Source organism: Streptomyces sp. NPDC044719, from assembly GCF_056433405.1.
The window spans coordinates 20,669-35,960 of the sequence record NZ_JBWKHE010000007.1 but is presented as its reverse complement, the minus strand read 5'-3'; the positions used below and the strand labels follow the sequence as shown (position 1 = coordinate 35,960).

Below are 15,292 nucleotides of genomic sequence, written 5' to 3'. Positions count from 1 at the left end.
ACTCTAGGAGTACGACTTGCGGCCGGGGCCCCCGCGCCACGCCCACCGCCGCACCGGCTCCCCCGCCGCCAGCGCCCCCACCAGCACGGCCCCGGCCAGCACCACCGCCCACCGGTCATGCGCCGCCGCCCACCGCTCGTCCTCCACCGGCACGAACAGAGCCCACCGCCCGGGCCAGAACAGCAGAACCAGCACCGCCGAGGTCAGCAGACCGCCCGCGACCCGCGCCCCGGGCCGGGCGATGTCGCTGCGGCGCACCGCGACCACCGCGGCGGTCACCGCCAGGGCGAAGGCCGACCCGGCCTCCAGCGTGATGTCGGCGACCGGCGGCCGTATGTCCTCCGGCACCAGCAGCAGCGCCACCGTCCACCAGGCCGCCACGAGCGGGAGGACGAGTGCCGCCCGCAGTCCGGTACGGACCGGGCGCGGGGTCGGCACCGTGGACGTGGTGTGCCGGGCCGGGTCGTCCAGTAGGAACACCAGGCCCATCGCGAAGGCCAGGATCGCCGCCCGGAGCAGCGGCAGCGCGACCCACTCCCCCGCCTCTCCGGTGGCCCGGGTCAGCGCGGCCATCACCAGCCCCGCCGCACCGGCCGCCCCCACCAGACCCAACGGCAGGGTCCGGCAGACGGCGACGACCAACTCCTTGCTCAGACCGAACACTTGTCGTCCCCTTCGGGTGCGGCCACGCCCAGCAGCTCCGCGGCCCGGGCCGCCGTCACCTTCGGCTCGGTCAGCTCGGCCCAGTTGTCCTTCACGCGTGCCGTGACCTCGCCCCGGGGCCGCGCCAGCAGCTCGCGCAGCACCTCCGTCTGGGCCTCGGTCATGGACAGCCCGTCCGTCGGCTGGAGCACGAGGGCCGAGCCGGTGTCGCTGTCGTCGAGGCGGACGCGGCGCAGCGCGGCCATCGGGTCGGACTCCCAGCCCAGGGCCAGCCACATCACGGTGACGATGCGGCCGTCGCAGATCGAGGTCGAGGCCTTCTCATCGCCCGCGACCAGCACTCCGGCGACGGCGGCCGAGAACTCGGGGACGCGGTTGCCGCCCCACCGGGTGCCCACCGTCACCTCGTGCGGACGCTCCAGCGGCGTCAGCGCACTGTCGCTGGAGAGGCCGTAGCGGGCCTCGACCCGCTGCCGTACGACGATCCTCTGGTCCCGCGCGCCGCCCCCGGCCAGGGACCGCACCTGGTCCACCACCCCGGCCCAGTCCCCGACCCGCGGCCCCCACTCGGGGAACGCGCAGTACGTCGCCCCGTCCCGCCGGACGCAGGACTGCAGCTGCTCGGGGGTGGCCGAGGCCCGTTCCCGGGCCCGGACCAGCTCGGGGGATTCGCCGCCCGTCTGGCTCACCCCGCCCACCAGCGCCATGGCCACTGCCCCGGCGATGCCCGTCAGCAGCAGCGGCTTGCGGCCACCGGTGACCAGCACCGCCGTCAGGCCCGCGCACAGCGCCAGCCCGGCCAGATACAGGGCGTGCCAGCCGGCGGGCCGGCCCAGCAGATCGGACGGCAGGGTGTCGCTGGTGGCCTCGACGACGACCGGCAGCAGCCAGCGGCTCCCGTCGTCGCTCGTGCCCCAGAAGAAGAGGAACAGGAACAGGGAGAACACGATCAGCAGCGGCGCGGCCAGAGACGATCGCACGAGGCCTGCCATGAGGAGCCCGACGAGCCCCGCCAGCAGCACGGTCAGCGGGCCGACGAGCAGTTCGCTCACCGAACCGTGCCCGATCGCGCCGGGCCGGAGCGCCTCCCGGCCGAACTGCGCGGCCACGCACACGGCGGTGAGCAGGGCCGCGGCCAGGGCCGACAGCGCATGGGCGACCGTACGCCGCCACGGCGGCAGGACCAGCACCGCGAAGTGCGGTTCCGTCCCGTGCCGCCGGGAGCGCAGCGCGGCGCGATTGACGCACAGCAGCACGGTGAGCCCGACGAGCATCGGCGCGCTCTGGGTGGCGCGGTCGGCGTCCTGGAGGGCGGGATAGCCGCCCCAGTCCTTCCCCGTGCGCCATACGGTCCAGCCGATGTACACCAGGAAGGCGATGATCATCGGCAGCATCGTCAGCAGCCGGCGCGTCTCGAACCCGGCCAGGGCGATCACGGCGGCCCACGGACGGTCGCCCTCGGCCCGCTCATCGGACGCGACGGGCTTCTCCATCACCGCGGTCATGCCGCCACCTCCACGGCGTCACCGTCGAGGGTGAGCAGGTAGCCGTCCTCCAGGGTGGGTTCGAGGAGCTCGGCGCCGTCCGGCGGATCCCCCACGTTCCGGAAGGTCCCGGTGCCTGTGCGCCATCCCGCCTTGGCGCCCGGGTCCCGCTCCGTGCTGCTCCACACCCGCCCCGCGGCCCGCGCGGTCAGCTCGGCCGGGGTGCCCTCGAACCGCACCTGGCCGCCGGCCATCACCAGCACGCGGTGGCAAAGCATCGCCACGTCCTCGGTCTGGTGGGTGGACAGCAGCACCGTGCGCCCCTCCCCGGCACCCGCGATCAGCTCCCGGAACCGCATGCGCTGTTCGGGGTCGAGCCCGACGGTGGGCTCGTCGAGGACCAGGAACCCGGGGTCACCGACCAGGGCGGCCCCGAGGGCGACCCGCTGCCGCATCCCGCCGGACAGCTTCCGGATCCGCTTCCCGCGTACGTCGGCGAGTCCCACCTCGTCCAGCACCCGCCGCACCTCCCGGTGCCGGGCGGACCGGGAGGTCATCTCCTTCAGGATCGCCACGTAGTCGACGAACTCGAAGGCCGTGAAGTCCGGGTGGAACCCCGGCGTCTGCGGCAGATAGCCCAGCCGGCGCCGCACCTCCTGCCGGCCCCGCGCGGTGCCCGGGTCATGCCCGAGCACGGTGAAGGCGCCCCGGTCGGCGGGCAGGGCAGTGGCGAGGACCCGCAGCAGCGTGGTCTTGCCCGCGCCGTTGGGCCCGAGGAGCCCGGTGACGCCGGCGGTCAGCCGCAGCGACACGTCGTCGAGGGCGCGGGTGCCTCCGTAGCGGAGGCTGAGCCCGGAGGCGGACACGGTCGGGGTCATGCGGCACGTCCCTGAAAGAGGTCGAATCGGTCACGAAGCAGGAAGAGCAGCCCGGCGGCGAGCGCGGCGACCACCGCCGCGACGCCCTGCCCGGCCACGGTGAACGGCGCGAGGGGCGTCTGCGCGCCCGCTCGCAGCTCATCGGCCAGCAACAGCAGCCCGACCCAGGCCCCGCCGACCAGCGACGGCGCGAGCACCGGCCCCAGCCGGGGCGTCAGGGCGAGCCCCGTCGCGGTGAGTGCCAGCGCGGGCAGCAGCCAGGCCAGCGCGCGCAGGCCGTACGCGGGCAGGGCGAGGGTCGCCAGCCCGTTCAGGCCCAGCACCACGCCCAGCACGGCCACCGTCCGGATCATCAGCAGCCGGAACCCGTGCATCGGCGCGACGACGGCCATCTCGTACGTCGGATCCAGCGCGGGCCCGTACGACAGCGCCACCCCGGCCAGCGGCAGCAGCGGCGCGAGCGCGAGGAAGAGCGTGGGGGACTCCCCGCCCCCCACGAGATGCCCCGCCATCACGCTCAGCAGGAGCACGGCGACGACGGCTCCCAGCCAGGACCGCCGCAGTACGGGCGCCGCCGCCAGCAGCCGCGCGGTGTGCCCGGGCACCCCGAGCCGCACGAGCAGCGACTCCAGCACCCCCGTCCGGGGCGCGTCCAGTTCGGCGTCGAGCCGCTCCCACCCCGCGTCGAGGGCGGCCGGGTCACTGACCTCGCCCAGCACCTCCCGGCACCGGGCACAGGCCCCCAGGTGCGCATCGGCGGACCACAGAGCCGGCGCCGCCAACTCCCCCCGCGCATAGGCGCGCAGGTCCTCTTCCGGCACGTGCCAACTCATGCCAACGCCTCCCGCAACTGCTTGCGGGCCCGCATCGCCCGCGTCTTGACCGTCCCCGGCGGAATGCCGAGCAGTACGGCCGCCTCCCGGGTCGTGAGCCCGTCGATGACCGTCGCCTGCAGCACCGCCCGCAACTCCGGCGACAGCCGGACGAGGGCTCCGGCGAGGTCCCCGTGCTCCACCCCCGCGAGCACGCGTTCCTCCGCCGACGCCTCGTCCCGGTGCCGCAGCCGCGCGAGGGCCTGGCGCAGCCGCCCCCGGGCCCCGTCACCGCGCAGCGCGTCCACCAGCCGCCGCGACCCGATGCGCCACAGCCACCCGGCCACGTCCGCGGAGTGGCCCTCCTCCCGGTAGCGGGCCTTGCCCCGCCACACCGCGAGGAACGTCTCCTGTACGACGTCGTCGACGACCCCTTGATCGGCGCACCGCCCCCGCAACCGGGCCCGGAGCCACGGCGCGTACCGCCGGTACAGCTCCTCGAAGGCACGCCGGTCGGCATCCGCGGCGATGGCCCGCAGCAGCTCCCCGTCGCTTCTCGTTTCGCTCACGTCTCCTCATCGGACGACCCGGTGCGATCGGTTCACGAAACCACGCACGACTTTTCCGGCCCCCCGGCCGCCCCTCGCCCTCGCGCACCGGCGGGGCTACGGTGTCCCCAGCCCCCAGCCCCCCAGCCCACGGCACCCGCACCGGCCCCGGCCCGATCACGTCCCCCTTCTGGCCCCTTCCGTACGTCGAGACACTCCGGGCACGCCGGGGCACCCCGGGACACCAGGGACCATCCACAGCCTGTGGGCAAACTCCGGACCCCCGCGAGCCGCCCCCCGCTATCCCGCACGTCATGTCTCCGTAACCATCGATTCAGACGAGCTTGCGACGCTCGGGCAATGAATCCCGCCGTGCCAGAGCCTTCGCCACCCCGAGAGGGGCCAGCGGGGAACGGGAACACTCATGTGACGCCCCCGATCCCGCCCGCGCTGTCCGACGCGCCCGTGATGCTCGCGGCGCGGAAGAATGGGGCCATGAGCCAGCCGAACACCCAGGCACAGGTCCAGCACGCGCAACCCTCTGTGGGCTCCATCGCGGCCCACCGCCCGCACACCATCGCGGCGGCCGTCTCCGACCTCGAACCCGACCTCGACGCCGACCTCGACGCGTACGAGGAGTCGCCGTACGACGGGCCCCAGCTGCCGCAGGGCCGGTTCCTCGACCGGGAACGCAGCTGGCTCGCGTTCAACGAGCGCGTTCTCGAACTCGCCGAGGACCCGAACACGCCCCTGCTGGAGCGGGCCAACTTCCTCGCGATCTTCGCCAGCAACCTGGACGAGTTCTTCATGGTCCGGGTGGCCGGTCTGAAGCGCCGTATCGCCACCGGCGTGGCCACCCTCTCCGCCTCCGGCCTCCAGCCCCGCGAGGTCCTGGAGATGATCTGGGCCCGTTCCCGGGAGCTCATGGCCCGGCACGCGGCCTGCTACCACGAGGACGTCGCCCCCGCCCTCGCGGAGGAGGGCATCCACCTGGTCCGCTGGAACGAGCTGCAGGAGAAGGAGCAGGCCCGCCTGTTCACCCTGTTCCGGCACCAGATCTTCCCCGTGCTGACCCCGCTTGCGGTCGACCCGGCGCACCCCTTCCCATACATCTCCGGCCTGTCCCTGAACCTGGCCGTCGTCGTACGCAACCCGGTCACGGGCCACAAGCACTTCGCCCGGGTGAAGGTGCCGCCGCTGCTGTCCCGCTTCCTGGAGAGCTCCCCGGGCCGCTACGTCCCCATCGAGGACGTCATCGCCGCCCACCTGGAGGAGCTGTTCCCGGGCATGGAGGTCCTGGAGCACCACGCCTTCCGCCTCACCAGGAACGAGGACCTGGAGGTCGAGGAGGACGACGCGGAGAACCTGCTCCAGGCCCTGGAGAAGGAGCTCATGCGGCGTCGCTTCGGGCCGCCGGTGCGTCTGGAGGTCGAGGAGTCCATCGACCGCGAGGTCCTGGACCTGCTCGTGCGCGAGCTGAAGATCAGCGAGGCCGAGGTCTACCCGCTGCCGGGCCCGCTGGACCTCACGGGCCTGTTCCGGATCGCCTCGCTGGAACGCCCGGAGCTGAAGTACCGCAAGTTCGTCGCCGGCACCCACCGCGACCTCGCCGAGGTCGAGTCGGCGTCCGCGCCGGACATCTTCGCCGCGCTCCGGGAGCGGGACGTCCTGCTGCACCACCCGTACGACTCGTTCTCCACCTCCGTCCAGGCGTTCCTGGAGCAGGCGGCCGGCGACCCGGACGTCCTCGCGATCAAGCAGACCCTGTACCGGACGTCGGGCGACTCCCCCATAGTCGACGCCCTCATCGAGGCCGCCGAGTCCGGCAAGCAGGTCCTGGTCCTGGTAGAGATCAAGGCCCGCTTCGACGAGCACGCCAACATCAAGTGGGCGCGCAAGCTGGAGGAGTCCGGCTGCCACGTGGTCTACGGCCTGGTCGGCCTGAAGACCCACTGCAAGCTGTCGCTGGTGGTCCGCCAGGAGGGCGACACGCTCCGCCGCTACAGCCACGTCGGCACCGGCAACTACCACCCGAAGACGGCCCGCCTCTACGAGGACCTCGGTCTGCTCACGGCCGACCCGCAGGTCGGCGCGGACCTCTCGGACCTCTTCAACCGTCTCTCCGGCTACTCCCGCCGGGAGACCTACCGCCGTCTCCTGGTCGCCCCCAAGTCGCTGCGCGACGGTCTGGTCGCGCGGATCACCAAGGAGATACAGCACCACCGCGCGGGACGCCCGGCGCACGTCCGTATCAAGGTCAACTCGATGGTCGACGAGGCCGTCATCGACGCCTGCTACCGCGCGGCCCAGGCGGGCGTGCCGGTGGACGTGTGGGTGCGCGGCATCTGCGCGCTGCGCCCGGGTGTCGCGGGCCTGTCGGAGAACATCCGGGTCCGCTCGATCCTCGGCCGCTTCCTGGAGCACTCCCGGGTGTTCGGCTTCGGCAACGGCGGCGAGCCCGAGGTGTGGATCGGCAGCGCCGACATGATGCACCGCAACCTCGACCGCCGGATAGAGGCCCTGGTCAGGGTCACCGACCCGGCCCACCGGGCAGCCCTGAACCGGCTGCTGGAGACCGGCATGTCCGACGGCACCGCCTCCTGGCACCTCGGCCCGGACGGCGACTGGACCCGGCATGCGACCGACGCGGACGGCCAGCCGCTGCGCAACGTCCAGGAGATGCTCATAGACGCGCGGAGGCGCCGGCGTGGCACAGCGACACCTTGACCCGACGGATCCCAGGTACAGGCACGCCACTCCCGCCCCCGCCCCCACCGGGGACGCCCTCGCGGGCTATCTGCGGGCCCAGGCCACGGAGTTCCTCCGGGCGTTGCGCCTGCACCGCGAGACGGGGTCGGGCGCGGGCGGCTCGGAGGGGTCCGCCGACGCGGCGCGGGCGCTGCGCCGCTCGGCCCGCCGTATCAGCTCCAGCCTGCACACGTTCCAGTCCCTCCTGGACACGGACTGGTGCGAGGGCATGCGCCCGGAACTGGCCTGGGTCTCGGGAACCCTGGCCATGGAACACGCGTACACCGCCCGTCTGGAGCGCCTGCTGAACGCGCTGCACCGCCTGTCGGGCTCCACGGCGCTCCCGGCCCAGGCGGCGGGCGCGGCGGCACCCGCCAAGGCCGGTGCCGCGGCCCACCCGGCCCCGGCACCGGAGCGCGGCAACCTCACCGTGGGCGCGGCGAAAGCGGGCGCCCTGCTCGACCGCCAGCTCAACCTCGCCCGCACCCGGGCCCACTCCACGGCCCTGCAGGCCCTGGGAAGCAGCCGCTTCCACGCCATCGCGGACAAGGTCGCGGTCCTGGCCAGCGAGGTCCCCCTCACCAAGGCCGCCGGCACCACCGACCTGCGCCCCCTCGCCACGGCGGCGGAGGGCCGCCTCACGGACGCCGTGGCCGCCCTGCCCCTCATCACCGCGGGAAACCCGTACAACGCCGCGGCGCTCATCCACGGTCTGTCCCCGGACACGGTCCCGCACCCGCAGGACGCCCCGTGGCACCAGGTCCGCCTGCTTCTGCGCCTGCACCGCTACGCCCGCGAGGCCCTGCGCGGCGAGCCCAACGGCAACGGTGTCGTCGACCTGCGCCTGCTCTCCGCCGGCCAGGCCCTGAACCGCCACCGCGACGCCTCGGAGGCGGCGGCAGCGGCGGCCCAGGCGGCGCGTACCCCCCGCATCGCCCCCGCGACGGCGTACGCCCTCGGCGTGCTCCACGCCGACCAGCGCCACGAGGTCGAGGCGGCGCGTTTCGCGTTCCAGCAGTGCTGGCAGAAGGAAACCGTCAGCACGTCATGACCGGCCACGCCACCGAGGAGGCGGTCAGATGAGCTCCCCCGACGACACCACGGTCCAGGCGGCCGGCTGCGTTCTGTGGCGCCGCTCCCCCGTCACGGGCGAGCTGGAGGTCTGCCTCGTCCACCGGCCGAAATACGACGACTGGTCCTGGCCGAAGGGCAAGCTCAAGCGTGACGAGGAGGCACTCGCCGGTGCCCTGCGCGAGGTGGCGGAGGAGACGGGCTGCCGGGCTGTTGCGGGCGCCGAGCTGCCCACCCAGCACTACCTCGCGAACGGCCGCCCCAAGCAGGTCCGCTACTGGGCGGCCGAGGCGATATCCTGCGAGTTTTCCCCGACGGACGAGGTGGACCGGGTCCTGTGGCTGACACCCGCCGCCGCCCGCGCCCGTCTCACGCAGCCCCACGACCGCCCCTACGTCGACGCGCTGCTGTCCTTGGCCGGTGCGTGAAGCGGAACCGGCACGTGCTCTCCCCGTAAGCGTTCCGTGACCTAACCACACCTTCGGCAGGGGTTCACCCCTCGTTCATTTATGGCCATAGGCGGCTTCACCTGATCTGCCTAATTTCAGCCTTACCCGACGCGAACCGCGCCAGCCGCGTGTCAGCGTCCCGCGTCACCCAGATTTCGCACGCCGCCGAATCAGGACGGCGGCTCCCGGAAGGAACTCAAGTGAAGCTTCAGCGCATGAACCGGCGGGCCCTCGCTCTCGGTGCTCTCGCCGTCTCCGGCGCCCTGGCCCTCACGGCGTGCGGCTCCGACGACACGGGCACCAGCGGAGGTGGCTCGTCCGCGGCCGCCAAGCCCGGCAGCATCAAGTGCGACGACGCCAAGGGCCAGCTGCTGGCCGACGGCTCCTCCGCGCAGAAGAACGCCATCGACGCCTGGGTCAAGCAGTTCGCCGTCGCCTGCCAGGGCGTGCAGATCAACTACAAGGGCGGCGGCTCCGGCGCCGGCGTCACCGCGTTCACCCAGGGCCGCGTCGCCTTCGCCGGCTCCGACTCGGCGCTCAAGCCCGAAGAGGTCACGGCCTCCAAGAAGGTCTGCTCCGGCGGCCAGGGCATCGACCTGCCGATGGTCGGCGGCCCGATCGCGGTCGGCTACAACGTCAACGGCGTGGACAACCTCGTCCTGGACGCGTCCACCCTGGCGAAGATCTTCAACAACGAGATCACCAACTGGAACGACCCGGCGATCAAGAAGCTGAACCCCGAGGCGAAGCTTCCGGACCTCAAGATCCAGGCGTTCCACCGCTCGGACGACTCCGGCACCACGGACAACTTCACCAAGTACCTGATGGCCACCGCCAAGAAGGACTGGCCCTACGACGGCGGCAAGACCTGGCAGGCCAAGGGCGGCCAGTCCGCCTCCGGCTCCTCCGGTCTCGCCCAGCAGGTGAAGCAGACCAACGGCGCCATCAGCTACTTCGAGCTGTCGTACGCCAAGGACGGCATGAAGACCGTCGACCTCGACACGGGTGCCGCCCAGCCGGTCAAGGCCACCGTGGAGAACGCCACCAAGGCCATCTCCGAGGCCAAGGTCGTCGGCACGGGCAAGGACCTCGCCCTGGAGCTGAACTACGGCACCAAGGCCGAGGGCGCCTACCCGATGGTCCTCGTCACGTACGAGATCGTCTGCGACAAGGGCAACAAGTCCGACACGCTGCCCGCCACCAAGGCGTTCCTGCGCTACATCGCCTCCGAGGAGGGCCAGAAGGTCCTCGCCGAGAACGACTACGCGCCGATCCCCGACGACATCATCGCCCAGGTCCGCACCACCATCGATGGCCTGAGCTGATCCGAGTGCGGCCCGGTCCCCTCCCAGGGACCGGGCCGCACCGTCCGGTGCACCGCCGCCAGTGGCCGTACGTCCCGTACGGCTCCGCAGAGCCGCCGCACAGCGCGCACGGCTCCGCAGACCGGAGAACCTGATGGACACATCAACGCAGATAACCGACGCACCACCCCCCGCACCACAGCCCGCCGTCGACAAGCGCGCCGCGCGCGGGGTCACCCGGCCCGGAGACCGGATCTTCCTGGGTCTCTCCCGCGGCTCGGGCATCCTGCTGCTGGTGATCATGGCCGCGATCGCGGCCTTCCTCACGTACCGCGCCTCCCTCGCCATCAGCAAGGACGAGGGCAACTTCCTCACCACCTTCCAGTGGGACACCAACGCCGTCCCGCCGGTCTTCGGCATCGCCGTCCTGGCCTTCGGCACGGTGGTCTCCTCGATCATCGCCATGGTCATCGCGGTCCCGATCGCCGTCGCCATCGCGCTGTTCCTCACGCACTACGCCCCGCGCAAGCTGAGCGGCCCGATCGCCTACGTGATCGACCTGCTCGCCGCCGTGCCGTCCATCGTCTACGGCCTGTGGGGCGCGCTGATCCTCGTGCCGAACATGAACGGCCTCTTCGGCTGGCTGAACGACTACCTCGGCTGGACCGGCCTCTTCTCCTGGGAAGGCGGCCCCGCCCGCTCGATGCTGACCGTCGGCATCCTGCTCGCGATCATGATCCTGCCGATCATCACCAACGTGAGCCGCGAGGTCTTCCGCCAGGTCCCGCAGATGCACGAGGAAGCGGCCCTGGCGCTCGGCGCCACCCGCTGGGAAGTGATCCGCATGGCGGTCATCCCCTTCGGCCGCTCCGGCGTCATCTCCGCCTCGATGCTCGGCCTCGGCCGCGCCCTCGGCGAGACGATGGCCGTCGCCACCGTGCTCTCCCCGACCTTCGACATCCAGGCCAGCCTGCTCGACCCGGGCGGCGGCACGTTCGCGCAGAACATCGCCAGCAAGTTCGGTGAGGCCAGTGTCTTCGGCCAGGACGCGCTGATCGCCTCCGGTCTGGTCCTGTTCGTCATCACCCTGGTGGTCAACGGCGCGGCCCGCGCGATCATCGCCCGCCGCAAGGAGTACTCGGGGGCCAACGCATGAGCACCGCATCCATCACCCCGAAGGGCCCCAGCACCCTGCGCGGCGCCCGCCTGCCCAAGTGGTCCCCGTACGCCATCGCGGCCGGCTCGGTCGCCGTCGCGATCGGCATCGGCCTCGGCGCCGGCCTGGGCAGCCGGGTCCAGTGGGGCCTGATCGCCGCGATCCTCTACGTCGTCGGCACCTACGCCATCGCCACGGCCGTCGAGGGCAAGCGACAGGCCAAGGACCGCATCGCGACCTCCCTCGTCTGGGTCGCCTTCCTGCTCGCCGTCATCCCGCTGGCCTCGCTGGTGTGGTCGACGATCACGCGCGGTGTGAAGGTCCTCGACGTCTACTTCCTGACGCACTCCATGGGCATCGTCGCCGACACCGAGCCCGGCGGCGGTATCTACCACGCCATCCTCGGCACCCTGGAGCAGGTCGGTCTCGCCACGCTGATCGCCGCGCCGATCGGCGTGCTCACCGCGATCTACCTCGTGGAGTACGGCCAGGGCAAGCTCTCCAAGGCCATCACGTTCTTCGTCGACGTCATGACCGGCATCCCGTCGATCGTCGCGGGTCTGTTCATCCTCAGCCTCATGCTGATCTTCGAGATGCAGCCCTTCGGCTTCGCCGGCTCGCTGGCCCTGGCCATCCTGATGATGCCGGTCGTCGTCCGCTCCACGGAGGAGATGCTCAAGCTCGTCCCGAACGAGCTGCGTGAGGCCTCCCTGGCGCTCGGCGTCCCGAAGTGGCGCACCATTCTGAAGGTGGTCCTGCCGACCTCCATCGGCGGCATCACCACGGGCATCATGCTGTCGATCGCCCGCATCGCCGGCGAGACCGCCCCGGTCCTGCTGCTGGTGTGGGGCAATCCCTTGATCAACCCGAACCCGTTCGAGGGTGCGCAGGCCTCGCTGCCGCTGTACATCTACCAGCAGTGGGCCAACAGCGCGGGCTCCGGTGCGGCCTACGACCGTGCCTGGGCGGCGTCGCTCACCCTGATCGCCTTCGTGATGATCCTGAACCTGGTGGCCCGCGGGATCGCCCGCTGGAAGGCCCCGAAGACCGGTCGCTGACGCGGCCACAGCGACTGTCTGAGTCTGGAAGTGAAGAAGTAATGGCCAAGCGAATCGACGTAAGCGGACTGACCGCCTACTACGGCTCCCACAAGGCGATCGAAGACATCTCGATGACCGTCGAGCCGCGCTCGGTGACGGCGTTCATCGGCCCCTCCGGCTGCGGCAAGTCGACGTTCCTGCGCACGCTGAACCGTATGCACGAGGTGACGTCCGGCGGCCGGGTCGAGGGCAAGGTGCTCCTGGACGACGAGGACCTCTACGGCACGGGCATCGACCCGGTGTCCGTGCGCCGTGAGGTCGGCATGGTGTTCCAGCGGCCGAACCCGTTCCCCACGATGTCGATCTTCGACAACGTGGCGGCGGGCCTGCGGCTGAACGGCAGCTACAAGAAGAACGAGCTCGCCGACGTCGTCGAGCGCTCCCTCAAGGGCGCGAACCTCTGGAACGAGGTCAAGGACCGCCTGAACAAGCCCGGCTCGGGCCTCTCCGGCGGCCAGCAGCAGCGTCTGTGCATCGCGCGGGCGATCGCGGTCGAGCCGAACGTGCTCCTCATGGACGAGCCCTGCTCGGCGCTCGACCCGATCTCCACCCTCGCCATCGAGGACCTGATCGGCGAGCTGAAGGAGCGCTTCACGATCGTCATCGTGACGCACAACATGCAGCAGGCGGCGCGCGTCTCCGACCGCACGGCGTTCTTCAACCTCGCGGCCGTCGGCCAGCCCGGCAAGCTCATCGAGATCGACGAGACGGAGCGCATCTTCTCCAACCCGTCGGTCCAGGCCACCGAGGACTACATCTCCGGCCGCTTCGGCTGATCCGGCCCCGCCGCCGAGACTCCTCGCGGTGCTGCATGGCGGTGCCACCGCGAGGCCGAAAAAGGGCCCGCCCCTACTCCCAGGGGCGGGCCTTTTCGGCGCTGTTCGTGCTGTTCGTGCTCTGCGTGCTCCCGGCGCCTAGAGGAACGCCAGGTTCACGATCCCGAACGACGCCGCGGCGACCAGCGCGGCCGCCGGCATCGTGATGAACCAGCCGAGAATGATGTTCTTGGCGACACCCCACCGCACGGCGTTCACGCGCTTCGTCGCGCCCACGCCCATGATCGCGGACGTGATCACATGCGTCGTGGAGATCGGAGCCTTGAACAGGAACGCCGTGGTGAACATGATCGACGCGCCCGTGGTCTCCGCCGCGAACCCCTGCGGCGGGTCCAGCTCGATGATCTTCCGTCCCAGCGTCCGCATGATCCGCCAGCCACCGGCGTACGTGCCCAGCGACAGCATCACCGCACAGGCGACCTTCACCCACACCGGAATCGGATCGCCGTAGTCCTCGACATCCGCGATGACGAGCGCCATCACCACGATGCCCATCGTCTTCTGCGCGTCCTGCAGGCCGTGTCCCAGCGCCATACCCGCGGCCGAGACGGTCTGGGCTATGCGGAAGCCCCTCTTGGCCTTGTGCGGGTTGGCCTTGCGGAAGATCCACATGATCGCGGTCATCACCAGATAACCGGCCAGCAGACCGACCACGGGGGAGATGAACATCGGGATGACGACCTTCTCCAGCACCCCGCTCCAGTAGACCGTGGTCCCGCCGGCCAGCGCGGCGCCCACCATGCCGCCGAACAGCGCGTGCGAGGAGGACGAGGGCAACCCGAAGTACCAGGTGATGAGGTTCCAGACGATGGCACCCACCAGCGCGGCGAAGAGGATCCCCATCCCCTTCGACCCGACGGGCGTCTGGATCAGCCCCTCGCTGACGGTCTTGGCGACCCCCGAGCCCATGAACGCGCCGGCGAGGTTCATCACCGCGGCCATGGCCAGCGCGGCCCGCGGCGTCAGCGCCCGCGTCGACACGGACGTGGCGATCGCGTTCGCCGAGTCGTGGAAGCCGTTGGTGTACGTGAAGAAGAGCGCGACCGCGATGGTCACGACCAGAGCGAAGGTGTCCATGTAGGGCTCAGGACTCCTTGACGGCGATGGTCTCCACCGTGTTCGCCACGTGCTCGAACGCGTCCGCCGCCTCTTCCAGCACGTCCACGATCTGCTTGAGCTTGAGGACCTCCATGGCGTCGTACTTGCCGTTGAAGAGGTGCGCGAGCAGCTTGCGGTGGATCTGGTCGGCCTGGTTCTCCAGCCGGTTGACCTCGATCCAGTACTCGGTGAGGTTCTCCATCGTGCGCAGATGCGGCATCGCTTCGGCCGTCAGTTCGGCAGCGCGCGCCAGTACCTCGATCTGCTGGTCGACGCCCTTGGGCAGTTCCTCGACGTTGTAGAGGACGACCAGGTCGACGGCCTCCTCCATGAAGTCCATGATGTCGTCGAGGGACGAGGCGAGGGAGTAGATGTCCTCGCGGTCGAACGGCGTGATGAACGAGGAGTTCAACTGGTGGAAGATCGCGTGCGTGGCGTCGTCACCTGCGTGTTCCGCTGCCCGCATACGCTCTGCGATCTCGGCCCGGGCGGATGCGTCCGCCCCGAGCAGTTCCATCAGGAGCTTCGAGCCCGTGACGATGTTGTCCGCGGAAGCGGCGAACATGTCGTAGAAGCTCGTCTCCCTGGGGGTCAGACGAAAGCGCACGTTGGGGTCCTCGGGGTGCTTCGGTTTCGGTCAGGCCGATGCTAGGCGCATCATCCGGCCACGGCTATCGGGCCGCCCCCCAGTGTCGCCCATCGGGCACAGTGGTGAGCACGGGGGCGGTCCGAGGGGCCGTATACCCAGCAAAGTTCGGTACCATATACCCACTAGGGGTATATGTCGGCTCACTGCCCACCAGGAGGATCCGATGACGGACGTGACCGACACCACCGATGTCGCAAATGTCACCGACACCGGCGTTCACGGGTACCACAAGCAGAAGGACGAACACCTCAAGCGCCTGCGCCGCATCGAGGGCCAGATCCGCGGCCTGCAGCGCATGGTCGACGAGGACGTCTACTGCATCGACATACTCACGCAGGTCTCCGCCTCCACCAAGGCCCTGCAGTCCTTCGCCCTGCAGCTGCTGGAGGAGCACCTGCGCCACTGCGTCGCCGACGCGGCCCACAAGGGCGGCGACGAGATCGACGCGAAGGTGAAGGAGGCGACCCAGGCGATCGCCCGCATGCTGCGGACGTGA

15 protein-coding genes are annotated in these 15,292 nt (G+C 70.9%); 8 read left to right on the top strand and 7 right to left on the bottom strand.

The features are described from left to right. Nucleotides 1-3 precede the first annotated feature (3 nt). The 5 genes from AC07DF_RS26690 to AC07DF_RS26670 are packed head-to-tail and all read right to left on the bottom strand — an operon-like array spanning nucleotide 4 to nucleotide 4,406. Nucleotides 4-663, bottom strand: coding sequence for an ABC transporter (locus tag AC07DF_RS26690; protein WP_478976356.1), 660 nt, complete (start codon nucleotides 661-663; stop codon nucleotides 4-6). Continuing rightward, entirely contained in the window at nucleotides 651-2,168 is a 1,518-nt protein-coding gene (locus AC07DF_RS26685; RefSeq protein ID WP_478976353.1) for an ABC transporter permease, read from the bottom strand. The genes AC07DF_RS26690 and AC07DF_RS26685 overlap by 13 nt, the downstream gene beginning before the upstream one ends. Beyond that, complete coding sequence (locus AC07DF_RS26680) at nucleotides 2,165-3,025, bottom strand: ABC transporter ATP-binding protein (RefSeq protein ID WP_478976350.1); 861 nt, start codon at nucleotides 3,023-3,025, stop codon at nucleotides 2,165-2,167. The genes AC07DF_RS26685 and AC07DF_RS26680 overlap by 4 nt, the downstream gene beginning before the upstream one ends. After that, nucleotides 3,022-3,858, bottom strand: coding sequence for a zf-HC2 domain-containing protein (locus AC07DF_RS26675; RefSeq protein ID WP_478976347.1), 837 nt, complete (start codon nucleotides 3,856-3,858; stop codon nucleotides 3,022-3,024). Before AC07DF_RS26675 ends, AC07DF_RS26680 begins: the two co-directional genes overlap by 4 nt. Further along, nucleotides 3,855-4,406 carry an RNA polymerase sigma factor gene (locus AC07DF_RS26670; RefSeq protein ID WP_399028173.1) on the bottom strand — a complete coding sequence of 184 codons (552 nt, stop codon included), beginning with the start codon at nucleotides 4,404-4,406 and terminating at the stop codon, nucleotides 3,855-3,857. Before AC07DF_RS26670 ends, AC07DF_RS26675 begins: the two co-directional genes overlap by 4 nt. 339 nt (nucleotides 4,407-4,745) lie before the next feature. Here AC07DF_RS26670 and AC07DF_RS26665 point away from each other — a divergent pair, with 339 nt between their 5' ends. The 7 genes from AC07DF_RS26665 (at nucleotide 4,746) to pstB (ending at nucleotide 12,989) form a co-directional block, all read left to right on the top strand. Then, the gene (locus AC07DF_RS26665) at nucleotides 4,746-7,112 is read left to right on the top strand and encodes an RNA degradosome polyphosphate kinase (protein WP_478976343.1); all 2,367 of its coding nucleotides are present in this window, start codon (nucleotides 4,746-4,748) and stop codon (nucleotides 7,110-7,112) included. Further along, nucleotides 7,093-8,184 carry a CHAD domain-containing protein gene (locus AC07DF_RS26660; protein WP_478976340.1) on the top strand — a complete coding sequence of 364 codons (1,092 nt, stop codon included), beginning with the start codon at nucleotides 7,093-7,095 and terminating at the stop codon, nucleotides 8,182-8,184. Before AC07DF_RS26665 ends, AC07DF_RS26660 begins: the two co-directional genes overlap by 20 nt. A gap of 28 nt (nucleotides 8,185-8,212) precedes the next feature. Next, nucleotides 8,213-8,632: an NUDIX hydrolase gene (locus AC07DF_RS26655; RefSeq protein WP_478976337.1), complete on the top strand. Its 420-nt coding sequence runs from the start codon at nucleotides 8,213-8,215 to the stop codon at nucleotides 8,630-8,632. Between the two features lie 221 nt (nucleotides 8,633-8,853). Then, a complete protein-coding gene (pstS, locus tag AC07DF_RS26650) occupies nucleotides 8,854-9,978 on the top strand; it encodes a phosphate ABC transporter substrate-binding protein PstS (RefSeq protein WP_478976334.1) in 1,125 nt (374 codons plus the stop codon). Nucleotides 9,979-10,111: 133 nt separating this feature from the next. Beyond that, nucleotides 10,112-11,113, top strand: coding sequence for a phosphate ABC transporter permease subunit PstC (pstC, locus tag AC07DF_RS26645; RefSeq protein ID WP_478976331.1), 1,002 nt, complete (start codon nucleotides 10,112-10,114; stop codon nucleotides 11,111-11,113). Continuing rightward, entirely contained in the window at nucleotides 11,110-12,171 is a 1,062-nt protein-coding gene (gene pstA / locus AC07DF_RS26640) for a phosphate ABC transporter permease PstA (protein ID WP_478976328.1), read from the top strand. Before pstC ends, pstA begins: the two co-directional genes overlap by 4 nt. Nucleotides 12,172-12,212: 41 nt before the next feature. Next, complete coding sequence (gene pstB / locus AC07DF_RS26635) at nucleotides 12,213-12,989, top strand: phosphate ABC transporter ATP-binding protein PstB (protein WP_478976325.1); 777 nt, start codon at nucleotides 12,213-12,215, stop codon at nucleotides 12,987-12,989. Nucleotides 12,990-13,127: 138 nt separating this feature from the next. Here the strand turns inward: pstB and AC07DF_RS26630 are convergent, their stop codons facing one another. Next, entirely contained in the window at nucleotides 13,128-14,126 is a 999-nt protein-coding gene (locus AC07DF_RS26630; RefSeq protein WP_478976322.1) for an inorganic phosphate transporter, read from the bottom strand. 7 nt (nucleotides 14,127-14,133) lie between these two features. After that, entirely contained in the window at nucleotides 14,134-14,754 is a 621-nt protein-coding gene (locus tag AC07DF_RS26625) for a DUF47 domain-containing protein (protein WP_059418711.1), read from the bottom strand. Nucleotides 14,755-14,959: 205 nt separating this feature from the next. Between AC07DF_RS26625 and AC07DF_RS26620 the strand changes: the two genes are divergently transcribed. Further along, nucleotides 14,960-15,292, top strand: coding sequence for a metal-sensitive transcriptional regulator (locus tag AC07DF_RS26620; RefSeq protein ID WP_478976319.1), 333 nt, complete (start codon nucleotides 14,960-14,962; stop codon nucleotides 15,290-15,292).